The sequence below is a fragment of the Streptomyces sp. NPDC031111 genome (assembly GCF_055570675.1).
The window spans coordinates 1-20,019 of record NZ_JBVIGS010000003.1 but is presented as its reverse complement, the minus strand read 5'-3'; the positions used below and the strand labels follow the sequence as shown (position 1 = coordinate 20,019).

At 71.7% G+C, this 20,019-nt stretch carries 20 protein-coding genes and 2 pseudogenes; 10 read left to right on the top strand and 12 right to left on the bottom strand.

Annotation, left to right across the window (positions count from 1 at the left end; translation table 11 throughout):
* Positions 1-29 precede the first annotated feature (29 nt).
* The 8 genes from ACZ470_RS07320 to ACZ470_RS07285 all read right to left on the bottom strand — a co-directional run bounded on the left by ACZ470_RS07320 (position 30) and on the right by ACZ470_RS07285 (position 8,470).
* A complete protein-coding gene (locus ACZ470_RS07320) occupies positions 30-1,772 on the bottom strand; it encodes a class I adenylate-forming enzyme family protein (protein WP_468425243.1) in 1,743 nt (580 codons plus the stop codon).
* Positions 1,773-1,794: 22 nt separating this feature from the next.
* Complete coding sequence (locus ACZ470_RS07315) at positions 1,795-2,718, bottom strand: bifunctional transcriptional activator/DNA repair enzyme AdaA (protein ID WP_468425241.1); 924 nt, start codon at positions 2,716-2,718, stop codon at positions 1,795-1,797.
* Positions 2,715-3,818 (bottom strand): 3-dehydroquinate synthase II family protein, encoded by a 1,104-nt coding sequence (locus tag ACZ470_RS07310; RefSeq protein WP_468425240.1) that lies wholly within the window; start codon positions 3,816-3,818, stop codon positions 2,715-2,717. Before ACZ470_RS07310 ends, ACZ470_RS07315 begins: the two co-directional genes overlap by 4 nt.
* Positions 3,815-4,627, bottom strand: coding sequence for a 2-amino-3,7-dideoxy-D-threo-hept-6-ulosonate synthase (locus tag ACZ470_RS07305; protein ID WP_468425239.1), 813 nt, complete (start codon positions 4,625-4,627; stop codon positions 3,815-3,817). Before ACZ470_RS07305 ends, ACZ470_RS07310 begins: the two co-directional genes overlap by 4 nt.
* Positions 4,628-4,748: 121 nt before the next feature.
* A complete protein-coding gene (locus tag ACZ470_RS07300; RefSeq protein WP_468425237.1) occupies positions 4,749-5,396 on the bottom strand; it encodes an O-methyltransferase in 648 nt (215 codons plus the stop codon).
* Between the two features lie 171 nt (positions 5,397-5,567).
* Positions 5,568-6,194 carry a cupin domain-containing protein gene (locus ACZ470_RS07295; RefSeq protein WP_468425235.1) on the bottom strand — a complete coding sequence of 209 codons (627 nt, stop codon included), beginning with the start codon at positions 6,192-6,194 and terminating at the stop codon, positions 5,568-5,570.
* Positions 6,195-6,239: 45 nt separating this feature from the next.
* Positions 6,240-7,007 carry an SDR family oxidoreductase gene (locus tag ACZ470_RS07290; RefSeq protein ID WP_468425233.1) on the bottom strand — a complete coding sequence of 256 codons (768 nt, stop codon included), beginning with the start codon at positions 7,005-7,007 and terminating at the stop codon, positions 6,240-6,242.
* Complete coding sequence (locus ACZ470_RS07285; protein ID WP_468425232.1) at positions 7,004-8,470, bottom strand: MFS transporter; 1,467 nt, start codon at positions 8,468-8,470, stop codon at positions 7,004-7,006. The genes ACZ470_RS07290 and ACZ470_RS07285 overlap by 4 nt, the downstream gene beginning before the upstream one ends.
* Before the next feature lie 174 nt (positions 8,471-8,644).
* Between ACZ470_RS07285 and ACZ470_RS07280 the strand changes: the two genes are divergently transcribed.
* The 5 genes from ACZ470_RS07280 to ACZ470_RS07260 all read left to right on the top strand — a co-directional run bounded on the left by ACZ470_RS07280 (position 8,645) and on the right by ACZ470_RS07260 (position 13,763).
* Complete coding sequence (locus ACZ470_RS07280; RefSeq protein ID WP_468425230.1) at positions 8,645-10,327, top strand: FAD-binding oxidoreductase; 1,683 nt, start codon at positions 8,645-8,647, stop codon at positions 10,325-10,327.
* 55 nt (positions 10,328-10,382) lie between these two features.
* Positions 10,383-10,970 (top strand): RNA polymerase sigma factor, encoded by a 588-nt coding sequence (locus tag ACZ470_RS07275; protein WP_468426270.1) that lies wholly within the window; start codon positions 10,383-10,385, stop codon positions 10,968-10,970.
* Positions 10,967-11,776: an MGMT family protein gene (locus ACZ470_RS07270; protein ID WP_468425228.1), complete on the top strand. Its 810-nt coding sequence runs from the start codon at positions 10,967-10,969 to the stop codon at positions 11,774-11,776. The genes ACZ470_RS07275 and ACZ470_RS07270 overlap by 4 nt, the downstream gene beginning before the upstream one ends.
* A gap of 31 nt (positions 11,777-11,807) precedes the next feature.
* Entirely contained in the window at positions 11,808-12,353 is a 546-nt protein-coding gene (locus tag ACZ470_RS07265; protein ID WP_468425227.1) for a methylated-DNA--[protein]-cysteine S-methyltransferase, read from the top strand.
* Between the two features lie 177 nt (positions 12,354-12,530).
* Positions 12,531-13,763 carry a class I adenylate-forming enzyme family protein gene (locus ACZ470_RS07260; protein ID WP_468425225.1) on the top strand — a complete coding sequence of 411 codons (1,233 nt, stop codon included), beginning with the start codon at positions 12,531-12,533 and terminating at the stop codon, positions 13,761-13,763.
* 56 nt (positions 13,764-13,819) lie between these two features.
* Here the strand turns inward: ACZ470_RS07260 and ACZ470_RS07255 are convergent, their stop codons facing one another.
* A complete protein-coding gene (locus ACZ470_RS07255) occupies positions 13,820-14,632 on the bottom strand; it encodes an AfsR/SARP family transcriptional regulator (RefSeq protein ID WP_468425224.1) in 813 nt (270 codons plus the stop codon).
* Positions 14,633-14,851: 219 nt separating this feature from the next.
* Between ACZ470_RS07255 and ACZ470_RS07250 the strand changes: the two are divergent.
* The 3 genes and pseudogenes from ACZ470_RS07250 to ACZ470_RS07240 all read left to right on the top strand — a co-directional run.
* Positions 14,852-15,868: pseudogene (locus ACZ470_RS07250) on the top strand (MFS transporter); the annotation flags it as partial.
* Between the two features lie 314 nt (positions 15,869-16,182).
* Positions 16,183-16,320 (top strand): annotated as a pseudogene (locus ACZ470_RS07245) (MarR family transcriptional regulator); the annotation flags it as partial.
* 63 nt (positions 16,321-16,383) lie between these two features.
* Positions 16,384-16,593, top strand: coding sequence for a hypothetical protein (locus ACZ470_RS07240; protein WP_468426325.1), 210 nt, complete (start codon positions 16,384-16,386; stop codon positions 16,591-16,593).
* A 14-nt stretch (positions 16,594-16,607) separates the two neighbouring features.
* Here the strand turns inward: ACZ470_RS07240 and ACZ470_RS07235 are convergent, their stop codons facing one another.
* From ACZ470_RS07235 to ACZ470_RS07225, 3 genes are all read right to left on the bottom strand, one after another.
* A complete protein-coding gene (locus tag ACZ470_RS07235; protein WP_468425222.1) occupies positions 16,608-17,333 on the bottom strand; it encodes a 2OG-Fe(II) oxygenase in 726 nt (241 codons plus the stop codon).
* Positions 17,334-17,431: 98 nt separating this feature from the next.
* On the bottom strand, positions 17,432-17,935 hold the full coding sequence (locus ACZ470_RS07230; protein ID WP_468425221.1) for a methylated-DNA--[protein]-cysteine S-methyltransferase: 504 nt from the start codon (positions 17,933-17,935) through the stop codon (positions 17,432-17,434).
* Between the two features lie 145 nt (positions 17,936-18,080).
* A complete protein-coding gene (locus ACZ470_RS07225) occupies positions 18,081-18,866 on the bottom strand; it encodes a 2OG-Fe(II) oxygenase (protein ID WP_468425219.1) in 786 nt (261 codons plus the stop codon).
* Positions 18,867-19,084: 218 nt separating this feature from the next.
* On the opposite strand from ACZ470_RS07225, the gene ACZ470_RS07220 reads away from it, so the two are divergent.
* Positions 19,085-19,657, top strand: a complete 573-nt coding sequence (locus ACZ470_RS07220) for a GNAT family N-acetyltransferase (RefSeq protein ID WP_468425217.1) — start codon at positions 19,085-19,087, stop codon at positions 19,655-19,657.
* A 127-nt stretch (positions 19,658-19,784) separates the two neighbouring features.
* Positions 19,785-19,868 (top strand): putative leader peptide, encoded by an 84-nt coding sequence (locus tag ACZ470_RS07215; protein ID WP_310887545.1) that lies wholly within the window; start codon positions 19,785-19,787, stop codon positions 19,866-19,868.
* The last annotated feature ends 151 nt before the right edge of the window (positions 19,869-20,019 follow it).

Below are 20,019 nucleotides of genomic sequence, written 5' to 3'. Positions count from 1 at the left end.
GGGGAGTTCGGCCGGGGTCGGCCTGCTGCTCACTGCTCGGCATGCGACGTGACCGCCTCCGCGTCCGTGCGGTCGTGGGCCGCGGCCGGCCCGGGCGGGGCGCTCAGCAGGGAGTGGTGCCGTTCCCGCAGGCGGCGCTTGAGCACCTTGCCGGTCGGTCCCACGGGCAGCCCGTCCCGGTCCGCGACGACGACCAGGGCGCTCAGGGGGCCGAGCCCCTTCTTTCGCAGGGCGCGGTTGCAGACGTCGAGCAGGCTCCGCGGGTCGCGGGTGACGCCGTCCCGGTAGAGGACCACGGCGGCGGGCAGCGACTTCCCGGGGCTGTCGGGGTCGTCGACGGCGATGACGGCGGCGTCCAGTGCCTGCGTCGTCAGCAGCACCGACTCCTCCAGCGGGAGGCTGTGGACGGGGCCGTCGGCGGTGTGGATCACGTCCGGGGTGCGGTCGAGGTGGTACCAGCGGCCGTCCGGTTCGCGCCGGACGACGTCCCCGGTGAGGAAGTAGCCGTTGCTGAGGGACTCCTGGCTGAGGAGGGGGTCGTCCCAGTAGCCGGGCGTCACACTGGGCGTGCGTACGCCGAGCAGTCCTGCCCGGCCGTCGGGCAGCGGCCGGCCCGACTCGTCGAGGACGGCCGCGTCCCGCACCGCCTTGACCGGCCGGCCGATCAGACGGTCGTACTCGGCGGTCTGCGGGGTGTGGGCGGTGCGGAACAGGACCATGCCCATCTCCGAGGATCCGAGCCCGTCCACGTAGCGGGAGCCCGCGACCTTCCGGCGGCCCTCACGGCGCATGCCCAGGGAGGTGAGCGGGCGGATGTGCCGTTCGTGCGAGGCGTCCCCCATGCCGTTCCAGGTGTGGATGGACTGCGCGGCGTACGGGGTGACCTTGGTGACGTCGATCTCCGCCAGGGTGAGGGGGAAGCCGAGGACGAACGTGGGGCGGAAGCGGTTGATGGCCCGGGTCACGGAGGCGCCGTTGGCGGCGTCCAGGACGAGGGTGGGGATGCCCAGGAGCAGGGCCATGCTCAGGTAGCTGATGCCCGCGGAGTGACTGTGCGGGAGCGCGGTGAGCATCCGGTCGGACCGCAGCGAGGGAAAGGTCCAGAAGCGCTCCCTCTTGCCGTCGATGAACGAGGCGTGGGTGAAGACGGGGGCCTTGGGCCGGCCCGTGGTGCCGGAGGAGTGGGAGATCATCACCAGGTCGTCGCGCCGGTGCCGGTGGGGGAATCCGGGGATGGGGCCCGACGGCCTGGCGGCGGTCTCGTCGATCCGCCGGATGTCCTCGGTCAGGATGTCCTTGGGCCGGTCGCTGCCGGGCCGGGCCCAGATGTCGGTGCTCGCCTCGAGCAGATCCGCGTCGGCGACCAGCACCGTGACCTTCGTGCGTGCGAAGTACTCGGCGGCGGTCGGCGTCGCCATCTGGGGGTTGCAGTGCACGGCCACGGCGCCGAGGCCGGTGACGGCGATGTGGTGCAGGAGACCGTGGAGCCCGTTGCGGGTGTGGATGCCGACATGCGTGTGCGGCAGTACGCCGTGGGTGCGGTACCAGTGGGCGTAACGGATCACGGTGCGCCGCATGTCGTTGAGGGACAGCCCGGGCAGGTCGCCCTCGTCCCAGGTGTCCGACGTGACGTCCGGGTGGTGGAGCAGGGGCCGGTCCCGGTCGTGGGCCACCTGCCAGGCGTGCCAGAAGAAGTTCCCGGCCCCGAGCCGACGGTCCGTGGTGAGACGGAGCCGCTGCGCGACGGACCTGTGGGTACCCAGAATGTTCATGCGCGTGCCTCTCCTGATGCGGTTACGGGGTCCGCCCCGGGGGGCTGAGGGTCTTGCGCAGCCTCCCTTCGAGCGCTCTGTTCCGGATGTCGGGAGGGAGCGCCGTGCCCGCGCGTGTGGTGCCGCGCGCCACGGCGTGGGCCAGCCGGGTGGCCAGTGCGGGGTCGGGCGTGATGTGCGACGCCGCCGGATAGCGGGTACGCAGCCGGCGGGTGAGCGCTTCCTCGTCCGGGCCGGACAGCACCCCGCAGATGCCGGCCGCGGTGGCCGCGACGAGCAGTGCGCCGGTTTCGTGGGTGATGACGGCGCAGTGGAGGGACACCCCCCGTCCGCCGTCGCGGTAGGCGGTGGGGGTCATGCCCAGGAGTCGGCGGGTCAGGGTGTAGAAGGTGCCCGTGGAGTTGAAGCCGCACTGGTAGATGGCCTCCGCGACGGTGCCCGCGCGGGACAGCGCCTGTCGCAGGTGCTCCGCGCGGCAGACGGTGGCGTAGGTCGCCGGTGTCACTCCGATCGTCCTGGCGAAGAGCCGGTGGAAGTGGAATCTGCTGAAGCCGCTGAGTGCGGCGAGGGTGTCGAGGGAGGCGGGCTGTCCCGGCTGTTCCATGACCCGGCACGCGTGCAGGGCGGCGGACTCGCCGGGGGAAGGCCCCGGTTCGTCGTCGGGACGGCAGCGCAGGCAGGGGCGGAACCCGGCGCGCCGGGCCTGGTGCGGGTCGGTGAAGAAGACGGCGTTGCCGCGCTCCGGGGTGCGTGCCGGGCAGGACGGCCTGCTGTAGACACCGGTGGTCAGCACCCCGTAGCAGAAGGTTCCGTCGGCTCCCTCGTCCCGCCGCGCCACCGCCGCCCAGCGGATCTCGTCCGGGGTGGAGGAGTCCCGCCGCTGCCGTGCGGTGGGCGGCGCGGTGCCCGCGTGCACCGGGGCGGCCCGCCGGTGCGCCCGGCTCACTTCTCCAGGCAGAACTCGTTGATCGGGTAGCCGACGTGCCGGTCCGCGGCGGGGAGGTAACCGAGCACCTTGTCCCCGGGCTTGAGTTCGGTGCTGTTCAGGACCTTGCCGCCGGGGCCCAGCACCCGCACGTGCCAGTCGTCCTGGAGGATCAGGTTCGCGGTACGGCCGTTCGGTCCGACGGCGTCGATCGAGATGAGCGGGCGGGTCTCGATCTTGACGCGGCCGACGGTCACCAGACGGGTCGTTCCGTGGATGTCCACCGCAGTGACCTTGCTGCCGGCCTTCAGCTCGCTCAGGTAGTTGGTCCGCTCGTCCTGGCCGAGGGTGTAGGAGTGGATCGCCCCGGCGTTGACGCGGAACGGCCTGGTCGGCATGTACGGCAGCGGATGCGTCTCGCTGACACAGAGGATCATGCCCTTGGAGTGCGAGCCGACGAGGATGCCCTCGTCCTCGCGGAAGTAGGTGGCGGTGTCGACGCACGCACGGTCCCCCATGCCCACGTGGGCCGTGGCCGTGATCTCCAGTTCGACCAGTTCGAGGTTCGGAACGCCGGCCTCCGCCGCCTGTCGCAGCGCGGTGGCGTCACCCACCGCGGTGGGCGCCATCAGCACGCCGTCGGAGCCGAGTTCCAGCACACCGAAGATGATCTCCGCCTCTTCCGTGTCCTTGGCGATCGTGACCAGGTTCCCCTCGGCCTTGGCCGCGGCCGCGATCACGATCTCCAGGGGGATCTTGGTCGGATCGCGGAAGTCGAGCAGACTCCACTTCTCCGTACGCGCGGACCGGCACGCGTCCTCCAGGGTGTCCGCGTCGACGATCTCGACGTAGCGTCCGAACTCGATCTCCGGGTGGCGCAGGGCGAGTTCGGCCGGCTCGCCGTGCTTGGCCGGCTCGACGACGACGATGTCGGCCGTGCCGAAGTCCTCGGGCAGCGTCTGTCCCTGCGGGAAGAGGACCTTGCGCACCGTGGGCGGCAGGCTCGCCAGGTCGGCGGGGTCGGCGGCGAGGATGCCGTCCACTCGGGCGTGGAGCGCTTCCTCCACCACCGCGTCCTTGGCCGATCCCACCGAACGTATGTCGATCCAGCTGAGCTTCACAGGACACCTGCCATTCGCGAGGAGGTCGGATGTACCAGGGAGTTGCCAGGGCCGTGGATGAGCTCGGCGAGCTGCATGACGGTGGCCCGGGGGTCGGGCGAGCCGAAGACACGGCGGCCCACGGCGAGGCCGCGGCAACCCGCCGCCATGGCCGCCGAGGCGAAGTCGGCGAGGCCGGAGGTGCCCGCGCCGCCCGCCACGATGAGGGGCAGAGGTGAGTTCTCGACGACCTCGGCCATGCGTTCGACGGGCGAGGCGAAGGCCGTCTTGACGATGTCGACACCGAGATCGGCGGCGATGTTGACGACGTGGGACAGCAGTTCGGGTGCGTGCGGATCGGTGACGCGCGGGCCCCGCGGGTAGATCATCGCGAGGAGCGGCATGCCCCACCGGTCGCAGGCGGCGGCCACGGCTCCCAGGTCGGCCAGTTGCGCCGCCTCGGTGTCGGCACCGATGTTCACGTGGACGCTCACCGCGTCGGCGCCCAGCCGGAGGGCGTCCTCGACATCACCGACGAGGACCTTGGCGTCGGCGTCGGGGGCGTGGGCCGTACTGGCGCTCAGATGGACCACCAGTCCGCAGTCGGCGAGGAGTTCGGGGGCTATCGCCCGGGCGCGTCCCTTGTGGACGACGATCCCGTCGGCGCCACCGGAGACGACCTCGTGGACCAGCTTCTCGAAGCCGCTGGCCGTGGTGATGGGGCCGTCGGAGACCGAGTGGTCGAGGGGCACGAGCAGGTATCGCCCGTCGCCGTGCCGGGACAGTCTGGCCAGGCGCAAGGATTTTCCCGAGAGGGGATTCGCTGTCATCAGTGCACTCCCTTGTGCGGCTTTGCAGGATGTGCGACAGACCGGGGCCCCAGATCGTGGGGCGGGCCCGGGGTGGGGCTCTGGGTTTCTTGCTCTGGGCTGCTTGCTCAGGGCTGCTTGCTCAGGGCTTCTTGCGGACCAGCGACACGCCGTCGCCGATCGGGAGGATCACCACGTCGACCCGCGGGTCGGCGGCGACGTGCGCGTTGAACCGGCGCATGGGCGCGCCTTCGCCCTCGGGGTCGTCCACCACGGTGGAGAACCACAGGACGTTGTCGACGAGGACCGCGCCGCCGGGTCGGATCCGGGGCACGATCTCCTCGTAGTACGCGATGTAGTTGTCCTTGTCCGCGTCGATGAACGCCAGATCCCACTCGGGGGTCGGGGGCAGTGCGCGCAGGGTGTCCAGAGCCGGACCGATCCTGACGTCGATCCGGTCCGCCACCCCCGCCTCCTTCCACGCCTCCTGGGCGATGGCGGTCCACTCCTCGTTCACGTCACAGGTGAGGAGCCGGCCGTCGTCGGGCAGCCCCTTGGCGAGAGCCAGCGCCGAATAGCCCGTGAACGTGCCGATCTCCAGAACGTCGCGGGCCGACATCAGCCGGGTCAGCAAAGTGAAAAGCATCCCCTGGGCGGTTCCGATCTGCATACGCGACCGTTCCCCGACATCAGCGGTCCGTTCAATCAGCTTTCTCTGGTTCTCATCGATCGGACTGCTGTTTTCGACGATGTAGCCGTACAACGCCTCGGATACCAGTTTCGGCCTCATGCAGGGAATCATGCCATTACCCGCACCAGAAGCGCACCAGAGCCGCTACAGACATCCGGAACACATAACTCCGGGGTATACGAAAAAAGCGGTGCGGCCCATTGAACGGGCCGCACCGCTTCATCGTGCAGGTTTTATTCCGCCCTTTTCCCCTTCACCGGGCCGGCGCGGTCAGTAGTGCCAGGAGGCCACTTCGGCGGGCAGGGGTTCCAGCTCCGCCGTCTCACTGGGCTTGCGGTGCATGTACTCGGGGTTGCAGCCCTGGTAGCCCAGCAGGCGTGCCACGGGCGCCAGCACACCGAACAGCAGGCGCTGCACCGGCCAGGCCGGCGACGTGAAGCGCAGCACGTCCTGGAACTCCAGGGTGGTGACGGCCTGCTGGAGCAGGTGCGGCATCCCCTCGGGGGTGGTCTTGCCGTCCTGGGCGAGACCGAACAGCTGGCGCAGCACCAGCTGTTCGAACCGTTCGGCCCGGCCGATCAGTTCGCAGACGTGCCGGGACTCCTCGTCCCCCGCGTTCCACCACCGGTGCTTGGCCCCGGGCGGTATCAGGATGGTCTGGCCGGGCTGTTCGAGCACGGTCTCGCGCCCGTCGACATCGAAGGCGACCCGGCCACGGACCAGCGTGAACCGCTCCTCGCTGAGGGGGTGGACGTGAGCGCCGGAGACGGCACCGCCCGGCTGGACGTACACGTCCATGATGGTCCGCTCCCCGCCGGTCTCCGCCGCGGGCGTGCGGATCACCACCCGCTCACGGCACCTCGGGTTCTCGTATACCTCTCCCGGCCGGACCGTCATGCTGGATCTCCTCTTCGTCGGGGCGGGTGCGTCGCCGCCCGCCGGTCAGAGCCGTGCACCACCGCTGGCCTCGATGACCTGACCGGTGACCCAGCGCGCCCGGTCGGAGGCGAGGAAGGCGATCACGTCCGCCACGTCCTCGGGCCGGCCCACCCGGCGCAGGGCCGCCTGCCGGGCCACGGACTCCTCGGCTTCGGGGTTTCCCCGCAGCCATCCCGCGTTGACGTCGGTGTCCAGAGTCCCGGGAGAAACCGCGTTGACCGTTATTCCGCGCGGACCCAGCTCTTGCGCCAGGGTCAGGGTCAGGGTGTTCAGCGCGCCTTTCGTCAGCCCGTAGGCAATGACTTCGGGGTAGGCGGTACGTGTCACGGCTGACGTCACATTAACGATGCGCGCCCCGTTCCGCAATCGTCCGAGTGCCTGTTGAATCAGGAAGAACGGCGCCCTTATGTTGACCGAGAACATCTGGTCGAAGTCATCGGCCTTGGTTTCTTCCAGCGTGGCACGGACGGACGTTGCCGCATTGTTCACCAGAATGTCCACGGCGCCGTCCCGACCGAATTCGGTGACGCCCCGGTCGAATGCCGACCAGAGCCGCTCGGGCCCGTCGGCCGCGGAGAGGTCGGCCCGCACGGCGAAGGCCGTGCCGCCGGCCTCGCGGATGGTGCCGACGACCTCGTCGGCCGCTCGGGCACTGGAGGAGTAGTGGACCGCCACCAAGGCCCCGTGGGCGGCCAGTCGCAGTGCCGTCGCGCGGCCGAGTCCACGACCGGCGCCGGTGACCACCGCCGTCTTCCCCTTGAGGAGGCTCATCGCGCACCCGCCGCGGAGGCACCGGCCCGGCCCAGGCGCAGCCGGACGAGGAGGGCGGACAGCAGCAGGAACGCGGACAGGGCGAGGACGCCTGCGTGGATGCCGCCGAGCATGGCGCCGGCCGCGGAGTGGTCGTCCTCGAGGGAGGAGGCTCGGGCCGCGATCACGGCGCTGATGACCGGGATGCCGAGCGTGATGGCGATCTGCATGCTCATGGTGGTCAGGCCGGTGGCCAGGCCCTGCTCGTCGTCCGGCAGTTCGGAGGTCGCGCTGACCATGTAGGAGACGAGGCTGTAGGCGTGGCCGAAGAAGCCCACGCACAGGGCGAGGACCACGACGAGCACGCCGGTCGAGGAGTCCTCACCGAGCAGGAGCAGCATGCCGTAGCCGACGCACTGGACCACGAGGGACAGCGCGAGGACGGCCGGCGCCCCGATCCTGCCCAGCAGTCGCGGCGCGATGGTGCCGCCGAGCACGGTCAGCAGTCCGGGAAGACCGATGACGACTCCCGTGGTGAGGGCCGGGAAGTCGAGCACCTTCTGCATGTACAGCGTGGTGGCGAAGGAAGTCGCCGTGGTCATCGCAATCGAGGCGAAGCCGCCGAAGTTGCCCCACCGGACCGTGTTCCGCTTCAGCACCCGGACGGGGACCAGGGGGTTGGCGGACTTGAGCTCGATGAACCAGAAGGCCACGAGGAGCACCGCCGCGGCGGCCAGCCAGACGTACACCTGCGCGTGCGCCCAGCCCTCCTCGCCGGCCGTGGTGATGCCGAAGACCAGGGCGAGCATGCCGACGGTGACCGTGGTGGCGCCGGGCAGGTCGAGCCGGCTCCGTGTGGCCGCGCGGCCCTCGGGGACGACCGCGAGCGTGCCGATCAGGACGAGGACGGCCACCGGCACGTTGATCAGGAAGGACCAGCGCCAGCTCAGGAACTCGGTCAGGGCGCCGCCCAGCACCGCGCCGGCGCTGAAACCGCCGCCGAGCAGGGCGCCGTTGAGGCCGAGCGCACGCTGTCGCAGCGGCCCCTCGGGGAAGGTGGTGGTCAGCAGCGCGAGTGCGGAGGGCACCGAGATGGCGGTGGCCACACCCTGCGCCACCCGGGCCGCCAGCAGTACCTCCGGCGACTGCGCGATCCCGCCCACCAGCGAACCGGCGGCCAGCAGGCCGATGCCGAACAGGAACACCATGCGGCGGCCGAACAGGTCGGCGATGCGCCCGAACAGCAGGGTGAAACCGGCCGCGGGCAGCGCGAATCCGGTGGTGATCCACTGGAGCGTGTCCAGCGAGAAACCGAGCGAGTCGCCGATGACCGGCAGGGAGACGGTCAGGATGGAGAAATCGGCGGCCAGCATGAACTGCGCGCCCAGCAGGACCGCGAGGGCCAGTTTCTGCCGGCCCGTCATGCGATCCGCAACGGCTGGAGCGCCGGTCCGCTCACCGGTCATCTCCCCCACGTCGGACATGGTGTCCCCTTCGGTTCGGTTGCCTGTCGGAGGTGAAACACCGGTCCGGGGAGGCCGGTTGCAGAGAATTCGGCCGCAACATCCCGAGCGCCCGGGGACGCCGGGACGGCTAGGGTCCCCGCCAGCCGCCGGTGCACGGGCGGACCGCGACCAGTCAGCAGGGGGACGACAGGCATGCGCAGACCTCAGAGCACCGGGGGACCTCACCGGCGCGGTTTCCTGACGGCGGCCGCCGGCGCCGCGGCCGTACTGGCCCCCGGGACCGCGACGGCGGCACCGGGGGCGAGGAGCGGTGCGGCGGCCGGCGCGTTGCCTCCGGAGGTCGTCACCCCGGCGGACCGCCGCTACGCGGAGCTGGTGCGCGGCTGGAACCAGCGCTGGGTCGCCTCGCCCGGGGCGGTGCATCTGGTGCACACCGCCGAGCAGGCCCTCGCGGCGGTGCGGGAGGCGCTGCGGACCGGGCGGCGCCTGTCCGTGCGCAGCGGCGGGCACTGCTACGAGGACTTCGTCTTCCATGCCGCGGCGGAGACGGTCGTCGACGTGTCGGGCATGAACCGGGTGTACTACGACCCCGAGCACCGTGCCTTCGCCGTCGAGGCGGGTGCCCGGCTGCTGGACGTCTACGAGACCCTCTATCTGAACTGGGGTGTCACGGTCCCGGCCGGCATCTGCTTCGCGGTGGGAGCCGGCGGGCATGTCAGTGGCGGCGGCTGGGGCATGCTCTGCCGTCAGTACGGCCTGGTCGTGGACCATCTGTACGGGGTGGAGCTGGTCGTGGCCGACGCCGCGGGCAGGGCCCGGCTGGTCACCGCGACCCGGGAGGCGGACGATCCGCACCGTGACCTGTGGTGGGCCCACACCGGGGGCGGCGGCGGCAACTTCGGCCTGGTCACCCGGTATCTCTTCCGCAGTCCGGGGGCCGCCGGCACCGTACCGGACGGCCTGCTGCCGGCCCCGCCGCGTGATGTCCTGCTCAGCTCCCTGTCCTGGTCGTGGGAGACGCTCGACCGCGACGACTTCACGGCACTGGTCGGCAACTACGGCCGCTGGCACGCCGAGCACCGGGCCCCCGGCGGGCCCTACGACGGGCTGTGCAGCTATCTCGTGCTCGGTCACCGTGCGGGCGGCTCGATCACCCTGACCACGCAGGCCGACGCCACGCCGGCGGACGCCGGGGCCCGCCTCGAGGCGTTCCTCGCGGCGGTCACCCAGGGGGTGCGGGCCCGTCCGACAGGAGCCGCCGGCCCGGCGGGCAAGATGGTCGCGCCGGCCGGCTTCGCCCCGGCCCGCCGGATCCCCTGGCTGCGCGCGACGCGGCTGCTGGGCACGACCAACGCGCTGGTCAACGACCCCACCCAGTGCGGTGACTTCAAGTCGGCGTATCTGAGGCAGCCGTTCAGCGCGGACCAGGCCGAGACCCTGTACCGGGGGCTGACCGAGGACGCCCGCGGGAACCCGACGGCCGGGGTCACGCTCAGTTCGTTCGGCGGGCAGGTCAACGCCGTGGCCCCCGGCGCGACGGCCTCCGTGCACCGCGACTCCGCCTTCAAGGCGCTCTGGGGGATCTTCTGGTCCGACCCCGCACGGGAGGCGGACAGCCTGGCCTGGATCCGCGAGTCCTACCGGGACGTCTTCGCGGACACCGGCGGCGTACCCGTCCCGTCCGCGGCCACGGACGGCTGCTACGTCAACTACCCGGACGCCGACCTGGGCGACCCGCGGTGGAACACCTCCTCCGTCCCCTGGTACCGGCTCTACTACGGGGACAACTATCCGCGTCTTCAGCGGGTCAAGCGGGACTGGGACCCCGGCGACGTGTTCCGGCACCGCCAGTCCGTACGACTGCCGGGCCGATGAGCGGCACTCCGCGCACCGTGCAACCCTTCTCCGAGCCGTGGTGTTCTGAACTGTGATGGACGAGATGGCCGAGCAGCTGACCGAGCGCCTGGCAGTGGATCTCGACGACGGCTTCACGGAGCTGGTTCGCATCCACGCCACGGCGGTTCGCGCGTTCCTGTTCCGGGTCTGCGGATCCGCCACCGAGGCGGACGACCTGGGACAGGACACGTTCCTGCGCGCGTACACCGCTCTGCAGAGCTACTCCCCGGAGCGCCGTCGGGCGCTGCGGCCGAGGGCCTGGCTGATGACCATCGCGGCCAATGTCTGGCGCAACCACGTCCGTACGAGTGTGCGGCGTCCCGTCGCGGCCACCGCCGCGGAGGACACGTGCCTGACATGGCCCGACGAACGGCCGGGGCCCGAGGAACGGGCGTCGACCAGTGAGGATCGCGGGCGGCTGGTCGCGGCACTGACCCAGTTACCGGAGAACCCGAGGGTCGCCGTGGTGCTGCGGCACGTGGTCGGTCTGAGCTATGCGGAGATCGCCGAGGCCCAGGGGTGTCCGGTGGGAACCGTGAAGGCGCAGGTGTCCCGGGGAATCGGTAGCCTGCGCGTGCTGCTCGAGACCAAGGACCCGCCCCCGAGGGAGGTGTTGAAGTGAGTCCGAACGACGAAGGCGTCCCGTCTTCGGAAGCCGAGGTGGAAAGCGCGCTGGCCGATCTCACGTCTCCCGCGCCGCTGGACTTCGGGCTGAGGGTGCTGCGGCGGGTGGGAATCCCCGAGGACCGTTACGACAGCTACGTGCGCCTGGAGACCGACAGCGGTGGACTGTACGTCGCGTTCAGTCCGCGGGCCGTCACCGGCGCCGTGCTGGAGGCGATGGTGGTGAGCACCGAGATGTTCGAGGAGCTCCACTGGAGCCGGACCGGACGGACGGCGATCCGCGCCACCGTGCCCCTCCCCGGACTCCGCACCGCGGTGCGGACCGGGCGTGCGGGGAAGCTGCCCATCGATCTGGGCCCGCTGCCCGCCGGGCAGCGCGCGGTCCTGGAGGCGGTCCGGAGCGTTCCGAAGGGCCAGTTGCGCCCGACGGGCTGGATCGCCAGGGAGGCCGGCGTCGACGACGGGACGGTGGTGGCCGAGGCGCTGCGGGCCAACCCCGTGATGCTGCTGGTGCCCTGCCACCGGGTGACGTACGAGGACGGCACCCCCTGCGACGCCGCGTACCTGCCCGGCACCGGGCGGGCGCTGCGTTCCGCGGAAGGCATCGACATGGGCCGGTTCACGGAGTTCGCACGGCACGGGACGCTGCTGCTGGGCAGCGACACCACTCGTATCTTCTGCCACCCGACGTGTGCGCACGCCCGCCGGATCACACCGCCCCACCAGCGGCCGTTCCACAGCGCCGCCGAGGCTCGTCGGGCCGGCTACCGCGCCTGCCTCGTCTGCCGTCCCGTGGCGGCCTGACGGCGGACGCAACGACCGATCGAGGAGTGCCATGATGTCCACCGCCACGACGTCCGCCGCCGCGCGGGTTTCGATCACCCGTCATCCCACACCGGTGGGGACGCTGACCCTCGCCGTGTCGGACGACGCCGTGCTCTACTGCGCGTTCGCCTCCCCGGAGGAGGTCCGGGCCCGGCTGACCGCGTCCCGGGGCGTCACGGTCGAGGACCCGACGGATGCCCGGGAGGCCCTTCTGACGCGTACCCGCGCCCAGTTGGACGCCTATCTCAGTGGGCGGCTGCGCGCGTTCTCCCTCCCGGTGGATCTCCGGATCGCCTCCCCGTTCGTCCGTCACACGGTCGCCGCGCTGGACGGCTTCGTGGCGTACGGCCGCACGGGCACGTACGGCGCGCTGGCGGAGCGGATGGGCCGGCCGGGCGCGGCCCGCGCGGTGGGACGCGCGCTGGGCGCGAACCCCGTGTGCGTGATCGCGCCCTGCCACCGCGTCGTCGCCTCGTCCGGCGGTGTCAGCGGCTACGCGGGCGGTGTGGCGGCCAAGCGCTATCTCCTCGATCTGGAGACCACCGCTCTCACCTGACCGACGCGCTCCGAGACCGGGACTGGGGGCCACATCCCCCGAACTCCCAGTCCCTCCGCGGGCCGGCCGTCCCGCCCGGGACGGCCGGCCCGCGGCTACGCCACGCAACCCTTCGCGCCCCGCCGGTGTTCTGTTCGGTGCAGCACGATTCCGACGACGATTGGAACGAGCAGCGCCGTGCGTGGTATCGACGACAACGTGCCCGACTGGTGGGGAGCCGGCCTCCTCACCCGACAGCCCTCCGACGCGCCATGGGCGCGGGGCAGCCACACCGTGACCTATGGCGCGCTGTGGACCGAGGTCGCCGCCCTGCGGCGGCTGCTGCACTCCTACGGCATCCGGCCGGGCTCCACCGTCGCCCTGCACGGGGTGGCGAGCTTCTCGCAGGTGTGGTCCCTGTTCGCCCTGTGGTCGCTGGGCGCCCAGGTCATGCTCATGGGGCCGGCGATACGCGGCCGGGAGCTGGGCCGGCTGCTGGATGCCTGCCGACCCCAGTTCTACGTCTCCTTCGGCACGGCCGGCACCGTACCGGACCTGTTCCACGACGAGTGCGAGGTCCTCGTCCGGCGGCTGCGGGCAGGCCGGCCCGCGACCACCGGGCACTGCCTGGTCCAGTTCACCTCCGGCAGCACCGGCTCCGTCAAGGCGATAGGCCGGGACGCCCGTTCGCTGCTCACCGAACTCGATGTGTTCCGCCGGATCGACGGCATGCCCGGACCCGGCTCACGGGTGCTGGTCGTGGGGTCGCTGGCGCATTCCTTCAACCTCGTCGGTGGGCTCCTGCACGGCATGAACGCCGGTGCCACGACCGTCTTCCCGCGCAGCACCGCCCTGCCCGCCGTGCTGCGCGCCGCGATCCGCACGCGCGCCGACACCCTCCTGGGCACGACCGCCCATGTCGCACGGCTGGCCACCGGCCGCAGGCCGCTGCCGATGCCCGGACTGCGCCGCGCGATCACCGGCGGAGCCCGGCTGGACGACAGCGTGCACACGGCGTTCGCACGCCGGTACGGGGTGCGGGTCGGGCAGGCGTACGGCACCACGGAGACCGGCGTGATCGCCGCCGACCCGACGGGCTGGTTCGGGCCGGGCACGGTGGGGATGGTCGCGCCGGGGGTGCACGTCCGCATCGTGGGTGGGGAACTCCAGGTCCGCATGGAGCGGAGTCCGTATCTTGACCTCGACACCGGGCACGACAGCCTGTTCCGGCGGGAGGCCCCCGGACGGGCCGGCTGGCTGCACACCCGTGACCGGGCCGTGTTCGATCCGGCCAACGGGGCACTGCGGATCATGGGGCGGATCGATCCCCTGGTGGACCGCGAGCTCTCCACTCCGGGCTCGGACCGCACCCTGCTGGCCGCGAGGACGGTGCGGCGGGCGCTCGTCCGGGGCGGCGGGCCCACCTCATGACGCCGCCCCGCCCCCGGGACGGGGCGGGGCGGGGCACACGCCGGCGGCCGGACGGATCAGCGCCTCGCCGCCCCGACCGGGCGGGGCCCGTCGGCCAGGTCCAGGTCCGCCGAGCTGAGGATCCGGCGCTGCAATTGCTGCACCGAGGCACCGGGCTCGATTCCCAGCTCGGACACGAGATTCAGGCGCAGCCGATTGAAGACCTCAAGGGCCCTGGCCCGGCCTCCGGATATCCCGAGAGCGCGCATGTACTGGAAATGCAGCCCCTCGTGGAGCGGATTCTCAATGACGGGCAATGCAAGATCCGAAATGGCCTCATGATATTGCCCAGCGCTTATCCGGGCCTCGGAAAGGGCTTCGATGGTGCCGATCCGCGAGTCGTGCAGCTGGCACCTCTGGGCATCCAGTAAAGGGCCCGTCACCACATCCGCGAACGCGGGGCCGCGCCATACCTTGAGGGCGCGCGAGAGCTCACTGATTCCCTGCGTCAACGAGCCCTCGTGCAGGGCCCTGCGGCCGCGCTCTGCGATCTCGGCGTAGGCCCTGTGGTCGTATCCGATCAGCGTGCCGCTGATGGCGTAGCCGCCCGGACGCGTGACCAGCAGGTCCTTCGCGACGGTCCGCTGGGACACCTTCGACGCCCGGGCCAGCACTTTCCTGACCTGGAGAACATAGGTGTGGATGTTGCGCAACGAGCTCGCCGGGGGCTCCTCGCCCCACAGCTCCCGCACCAGCGTGGTGACGGGTACCAGGCCTCCGGGATCGCTGCCCAGGACCGCGAGGACGGTTCTGGGCTTGGGAGCCAGGTCGAAATGGCCGAAATCCTCTCCCGAGGAAACGATCATAGAGCCCAGTATGCCGATCTTCATCGGATCTCCCCGTTAGTACAAACTAGTACAACCTCGCAAGCGTGCCGACGTGAGCCGCCTGGAACTTTACATCAAAAGGAAAGCAATACGACAGCCGCGATGACCGGTTGTCCAAAAATCGACCAGAGTCGAAAGCAGGGCGTCCGCCTTTTTCTCGGAACGCAACGTCCGGACCGCCCCAGGTGTTCCGGAAGTGATGAATAGAAAAACTTCCCCGGAATGCGGTGGCCCGCGCGGGGTGAACTCCCTGTGAGCAGGCATTCCGCGGCGCTCCGCTGGGCCGCCGCCCTGGGCAACGCCGACTGGTATGTCACGGGCCCGCTCATCGGGGCCCTGGCCACCGCCTGGCGCACGGACGTCACCGCCGTCACGGCGGGTGTCGCGGCCTATGCCCTCGGGTACGGCTGCGCGCTGCCGCTGTGGGGCGTCGCGGCCGATCGTCTCGGCGCCGGGCGCGTTCTGCGGCTGGGCCTGCTGCTGGCCGCGGCGGCCTCCGCGGCATCCGCCGTCTGCCCGGGGCCGGGCTGGTGGGCCGCCGTACGCATGGCCGCGGGGGCCGCCTTCGCGGCCGTCACACCCTGCGTGTCCCTCTTCTGCGAGTCCGCGGCCACGGCACGGGAACGGCACAGCGCCTTCGCCGGCATCGCGGCGATCAGCGCGGCGACCGCGGTGGCCACACCCGTGCTGGCGGCCCTGGTGGTGCGTACCGGGTCATGGCGGGCGGCCTTCGTCCTGGTCGCCGTGGTGGCCGTCGCCACCGCATGCCGTCTCGGTGCCACCACGGGCGGGCCCCCGTCCACCACGGTCGCGCGCCGTCGTCCGCGGCCTCGCGGCGGCGGCCGGGCCCGGCGCGGCGCCGCGGCGTACTGGACCGTGATCGGCGTCGGTGTCGCGGAGGGCGCGGCCCTGCTCACGCTTCCGGCGCTGCTGGCGCCGTCGCTGACCCTGTCCGGCGCGCGGGCGGCGGCCTCCTGGGCACCCGCTCTCTACGCCGCCGGGGTCTGGGCGGGCGCGGCCCTGCTCCGGCGCCACCGCCGTGCATGGCGGCCGGCGCGGCTGCTCGCGCTCGGTGGCGCGACGGCCATGGCCGGTGCCGGGCTCACGGCCGCCCTGCCCGGCACCTCCGCGCTGCTGGGCGGCGCTCTCCTCCTGGGCGCCGCCTGGGGCTGTCTCCACACCACGCTTCAGACCTGGCTGCCCCGGCTGTTGCCTCCCGGCGCACGGGCGCGCGCCGCCTCGCTGTTCGCGGCCTCGGCCATGCTCGCCAGCTCCGTGACCATCCCGATCGGGGTGTCCCTGCTGAGCCGGGGCTTCCGGGCGGCCGTGTTCGCCGGTGGCGTCCTCGCCTGTGCCGCACTGACCTGCCTGGTGGTGGTGATGGCACGCCGGTGGCGTGGCGTCTCCGCCCCGTTGTCCTGCCGAACCGGCGACCCACACATCTGGAGAAACCCGTGCCCCTCGGTCCCGCCACGCTCACCGAACAGGAAGAGCACCTCTGGCACACGTATCTCTGTGCCGGCCACCTCGTCACGGAGTATCTCGGCCGTCGCATGCAGCAGGACGCGGGCCTGCTCGTCGTCCACTTCGGGCTGCTGGCACAGCTCTCCAGGGCACCGCGCCGACGCCTGCGGATGGCGGAGCTGGCGGCGCGGGCACGGATCAGCCCGTCACGGCTCACGCACGCGATCACCCGGCTGGAGGGGCGGGGGCTGGTGCGCCGCGAGGCGTGCGCCACGGACCGGCGCGGTCAGTTGGCCGTGCTGACCGACGAGGGCGCCGCGGTGCTGGCCCGCACGGCGCCCGTCCATTCCGACGCCGTGCGCCAGGCCGTCTTCCGCTGGCTCTCCCCGCAGCAACTACAGGCGCTGGAGGAGATCATGCTGGCCGTGGCGAACGGGCTGCGCCGTGCGCAGCGGGAGGACGACCGGACGGCCCGGCCGGCCCCGGACGGGGCCTGCTGACCGGTCGCCCCGTCCTACGCCGCCTCGTGGAAGACGAGGCCCAGGGTGTGGCGTCGGCCGGAGCGGACGGTACTGACGCCGTGGCGCATGGGAGCGACCGACCAGCCGCGCCTTGAGCGGACGGGCCGGTCACGGGTGGTGAAGATCAGCGCGTGGCCCTGGGGGAGGGTGGTGGACGAGCCGCGCGACTGGGCCCGGGGACGCTGTTCGGTCATCAGGAACTCGCCACCGGTGAAGTCCGTTCCGGGTGCGTCCAGTCCGACGACGACCTGGAGCGGGAAGAGCATCTCGCCGAACACGTCACGGTGCAGGGCGTTCCAGTCGCCGGAGCCGTAGCGCAGCAGGATCTGGGCGGACCTGGTCTGTCCGGCCTCATGGCACATGCGCAGCCACTCGCCGAGGTCGTCGGGCCACACCGCGGGCTGCCCGAGCCTGCCGGCCCAGTCGCGCGCGATGGGCAGCAGGCTCGGATAGAACGCCTCCCGCAGCGCGGCGACGGTCTCGGGCAGCTCGTGCGTGAAGTAGCGGTACTGCCCGCTGCCGAAGCGGTGGCGGGCCATGTCGACGGTGGTGCGGAACCGCTCGGGTTCGTCGTACAGCGCGGTGATGGCGCGGCACTCGTCGGCGCTCAGGAGCGGGCCGGTGAGCGCGCTGCCGTGCTCGTCGAGTTCGGAGGCCAAGGCCGCCCAGGGGGCGGCCGCCACACGGTTGCTGATGCTGCCGGTCGGGCGGTCGGTCATGGTGGGGGTGTCCTTGGGGCTTGGATACGGGGCTTGGATACGGGGCTCGGATACGGGGCTCGGGTGCGGGGCTCGGATGCGGGGCTCGGATGCGGGGCTCAGATGAGGGTGGGCTGGAGGGCGCCCTCGTGGGTGAGCAGGTGGACCTTGCGCTCGACGCCCGCGGCGTAGCCGCGCATGGTGCCGTCCGTGCCGATGACGCGGTGGCAGGGCCGGACGAGCAGCAGGGGATTGGCCCCGATCGTGGCGCCGAGGGCCTGGACGCCGCCGCGGGGGATGCCGAGCCGGGCGGCGAGCGCGCCGTAGGTGGTCGTCGTGCCGTACGGGATCTCCTCCAGGGCCCGCCAGACCTCCTGCTGGGACGGCGTGCCGCTGGGGGCGAAGTCGATGTCGAACCGGGTGAGGCGCCCGGCGAAGTACGCGGTCAGCTGGCGGACGACGTCCGCGAAGGGCTCCGGGTCGTGCGCCCAGTCCGCTCGCACACGGGGAGCGTTCCGCTGTCCCGGCATGGACAGCGAGGTCAGGGCGAATCGGTCGTCGTCCCGCTCACCCACCAGCAGCAGGTCGCCCACCGGGCTCGGGGTGGTGGTCCACAGGGTCATCGTCGTCTCCTGTCGGTCATGCCTCGTCGCAGCCTTCACTCTGGCGTGCCCCCGGGGGGCGGTGCTGGCGGATTTCGGACATCGCGCTGCGGCACGGTGCTCGACGGAGGCCCGGGTCCCGGTGCCGAGGAGCGGCGCCCGGCGCTCAGCGCGCGTTGTGGAAGATGACCCCGAGGGTGTGACGACGCCCCGACTCGACGGCGTTGGTCCCGTGGCGCATCGCGTGACGGCGGTAGCCGTGCGGGCCGCGGACCGGTCGGTGCCGCACGGGGAAGATCATGCCCTGGCCCAGCCGCGGCCGGACGACGATCGCCCGCGACTGCGCGCGGGGGCGCTGTTCCACGAACACGTTCTCGCCACCGGTGAAGTCCTCCTCCGGCTCGTTGAGGAGGACGGCGACCTGGAGCGGGAAGACGAGGTCGCCGTAGACGTCCTGGTGCAGACAGGCGTGGTCGCCGGGTCCGTAGCGCAGCATCAACGGGGTGGGACGGTGCTGGCCGACGGCCGCGCACTCGGCCAGCAGGTCGTCGAGCGCGGGAGGGAAGGCGCGTTCGTTCAGTTGCGCCGCCCACTGACCGGCCATCCACGCCAGCGGTGGATAGAGCCCGTACCGCAGGGCCCGGACCAGGGGGACGGCGGCGGGATCGGCGTAGTACTTGTAGGTGCCCCGGCCGTAACCGTGGCGCTCCATGACGACGGTGGAGCGAAAGAGCTCCGGGTCGTCGAAGGCGGCGGTGAGTTCTTCGCACTGCTCCCGGTTCAGGAGCGCGGGAGTCAGCGCCACCCCGTCCCGGCACAACCGGTCGTACAACGAGGGCCAGTCCAGTCCGGCGAGCACCGGCAGCGTCCCGTCGTCGGCGGCCGGGGGCGGCCGCTCGCCGGAGGCCGGGGGAAGGTCGAACAGGGCGTCCATGGCGAGGGGCTCGTTCACGGCGGGTGTCTTTCGTGCGGCGGTGGGGGTGGTACGTGGCGGTGGGGGTGGTACGTACGGCACGCTGCCCGCGTACCGGTGCGCGTCTGCCGGCCGCCGCCATGCTGTCCCACCGACGGGGCACGCCACTGGCGGATTTCGGACCTCGCGTTCCACGGCCGTCCGATCCCTGGTCAGGCGTTCGACAGAAGCTCCTGGCGGATGGTTCCCTTTCGGACATGACGACCCTCTCCGTGACCACCTGGTCCCTGGAGCAGACCGCGCCCACCGATCTCCGTCCGGCCGCCGTGCCCGAGGGAGACGTGCGGGTGGTCCGCTCCGAGGTGCCCTCCCCCGAGTTCAGCCGTTTCCTGTACGCCTCGGTCGGCGGTGACATCCGCTGGACCGACCGGCTGGGCTGGACGTACGCGCGGTGGCGGGAGCACCTGGACCGGCCCGGGGTGGAGACATGGGTCGCCTACGACCGCGGAACGCCGGCCGGGTACGTGGAGCTGGAGGCGCAGGAGGACGGGGCCGTGGAGATCGTCTACTTCGGTCTCCTCCCCGCCTTCCGGGGGCGGCGCATCGGCGGCCACCTGCTGTCGTACGGTGCCGCCCGCGCCTGGGACCTGGCCGACCGCCGGCCGGGCCTGAAGCCGACCACGCGGGTGTGGCTGCACACGTGCAGCAAGGACGGCGAGCACGCCCTGGACAACTACCGGCGGCGGGGCTTCACCCTCTTCGACACCAAGGTCGAGGAGGAGCCCGAGGTGCCGACGCCGGGCCCGTGGCCGGGGGCCTACCCGGCCTGACCAGCGCCGACAAGACCGCTCGCGGCGCTTGTGACCAAGGACACCCTTGTCTCTCATTTCGAGACAAGGGTGTCCGCATCTTGGACGAAGCTGGACTGTGTCCAGAACGCCGTGACACGCTTCCGCCATGCCTGGAACTGGAATCGCCTTGGTGAGTCGGCGGCACGTCGACCTCGGCCGCATGTCCAGCGCCATCTGTCCGGCGCGCTGAGAGCACCCAGCACCGCCCGACACAGCCCTCTTCACCTCACTCCCCGCGCAATGACACGCACATGAATCCGTGCGCCCGTATGCGCAGGTCAGAGCCGCATTCCCGCCTGTCCCGAAGGACGTATCAACCATGGCCGCCACCCCGCAGAAGC

What these genes read in the sequence shown, in the direction of transcription:
- ACZ470_RS07285 (WP_468425232.1), bottom strand. Translation starts at nt 8,470, where the DNA reads ATGTCCGACGTGGGGGAGATGACCGGTGAGCGGACCGGCGCTCCAGCC.
- ACZ470_RS07295 (WP_468425235.1), bottom strand. Translation starts at nt 6,194, where the DNA reads ATGACGGTCCGGCCGGGAGAGGTATACGAGAACCCGAGGTGCCGTGAG.
- ACZ470_RS07235 (WP_468425222.1), bottom strand. Translation starts at nt 17,333, where the DNA reads ATGACCGACCGCCCGACCGGCAGCATCAGCAACCGTGTGGCGGCCGCC.
- ACZ470_RS07300 (WP_468425237.1), bottom strand. Translation starts at nt 5,396, where the DNA reads ATGAGGCCGAAACTGGTATCCGAGGCGTTGTACGGCTACATCGTCGAA.
- ACZ470_RS07255 (WP_468425224.1), bottom strand. Translation starts at nt 14,632, where the DNA reads ATGAAGATCGGCATACTGGGCTCTATGATCGTTTCCTCGGGAGAGGAT.
- ACZ470_RS07305 (WP_468425239.1), bottom strand. Translation starts at nt 4,627, where the DNA reads ATGACAGCGAATCCCCTCTCGGGAAAATCCTTGCGCCTGGCCAGACTG.
- ACZ470_RS07230 (WP_468425221.1), bottom strand. Translation starts at nt 17,935, where the DNA reads ATGACCCTGTGGACCACCACCCCGAGCCCGGTGGGCGACCTGCTGCTG.
- ACZ470_RS07265 (WP_468425227.1), top strand. Translation starts at nt 11,808, where the DNA reads ATGATGTCCACCGCCACGACGTCCGCCGCCGCGCGGGTTTCGATCACC.
- ACZ470_RS07280 (WP_468425230.1), top strand. Translation starts at nt 8,645, where the DNA reads ATGCGCAGACCTCAGAGCACCGGGGGACCTCACCGGCGCGGTTTCCTG.
- ACZ470_RS07275 (WP_468426270.1), top strand. Translation starts at nt 10,383, where the DNA reads ATGGACGAGATGGCCGAGCAGCTGACCGAGCGCCTGGCAGTGGATCTC.
- ACZ470_RS07215 (WP_310887545.1), top strand. Translation starts at nt 19,785, where the DNA reads ATGCCTGGAACTGGAATCGCCTTGGTGAGTCGGCGGCACGTCGACCTC.
- ACZ470_RS07220 (WP_468425217.1), top strand. Translation starts at nt 19,085, where the DNA reads ATGACGACCCTCTCCGTGACCACCTGGTCCCTGGAGCAGACCGCGCCC.
- ACZ470_RS07320 (WP_468425243.1), bottom strand. Translation starts at nt 1,772, where the DNA reads ATGAACATTCTGGGTACCCACAGGTCCGTCGCGCAGCGGCTCCGTCTC.
- ACZ470_RS07290 (WP_468425233.1), bottom strand. Translation starts at nt 7,007, where the DNA reads ATGAGCCTCCTCAAGGGGAAGACGGCGGTGGTCACCGGCGCCGGTCGT.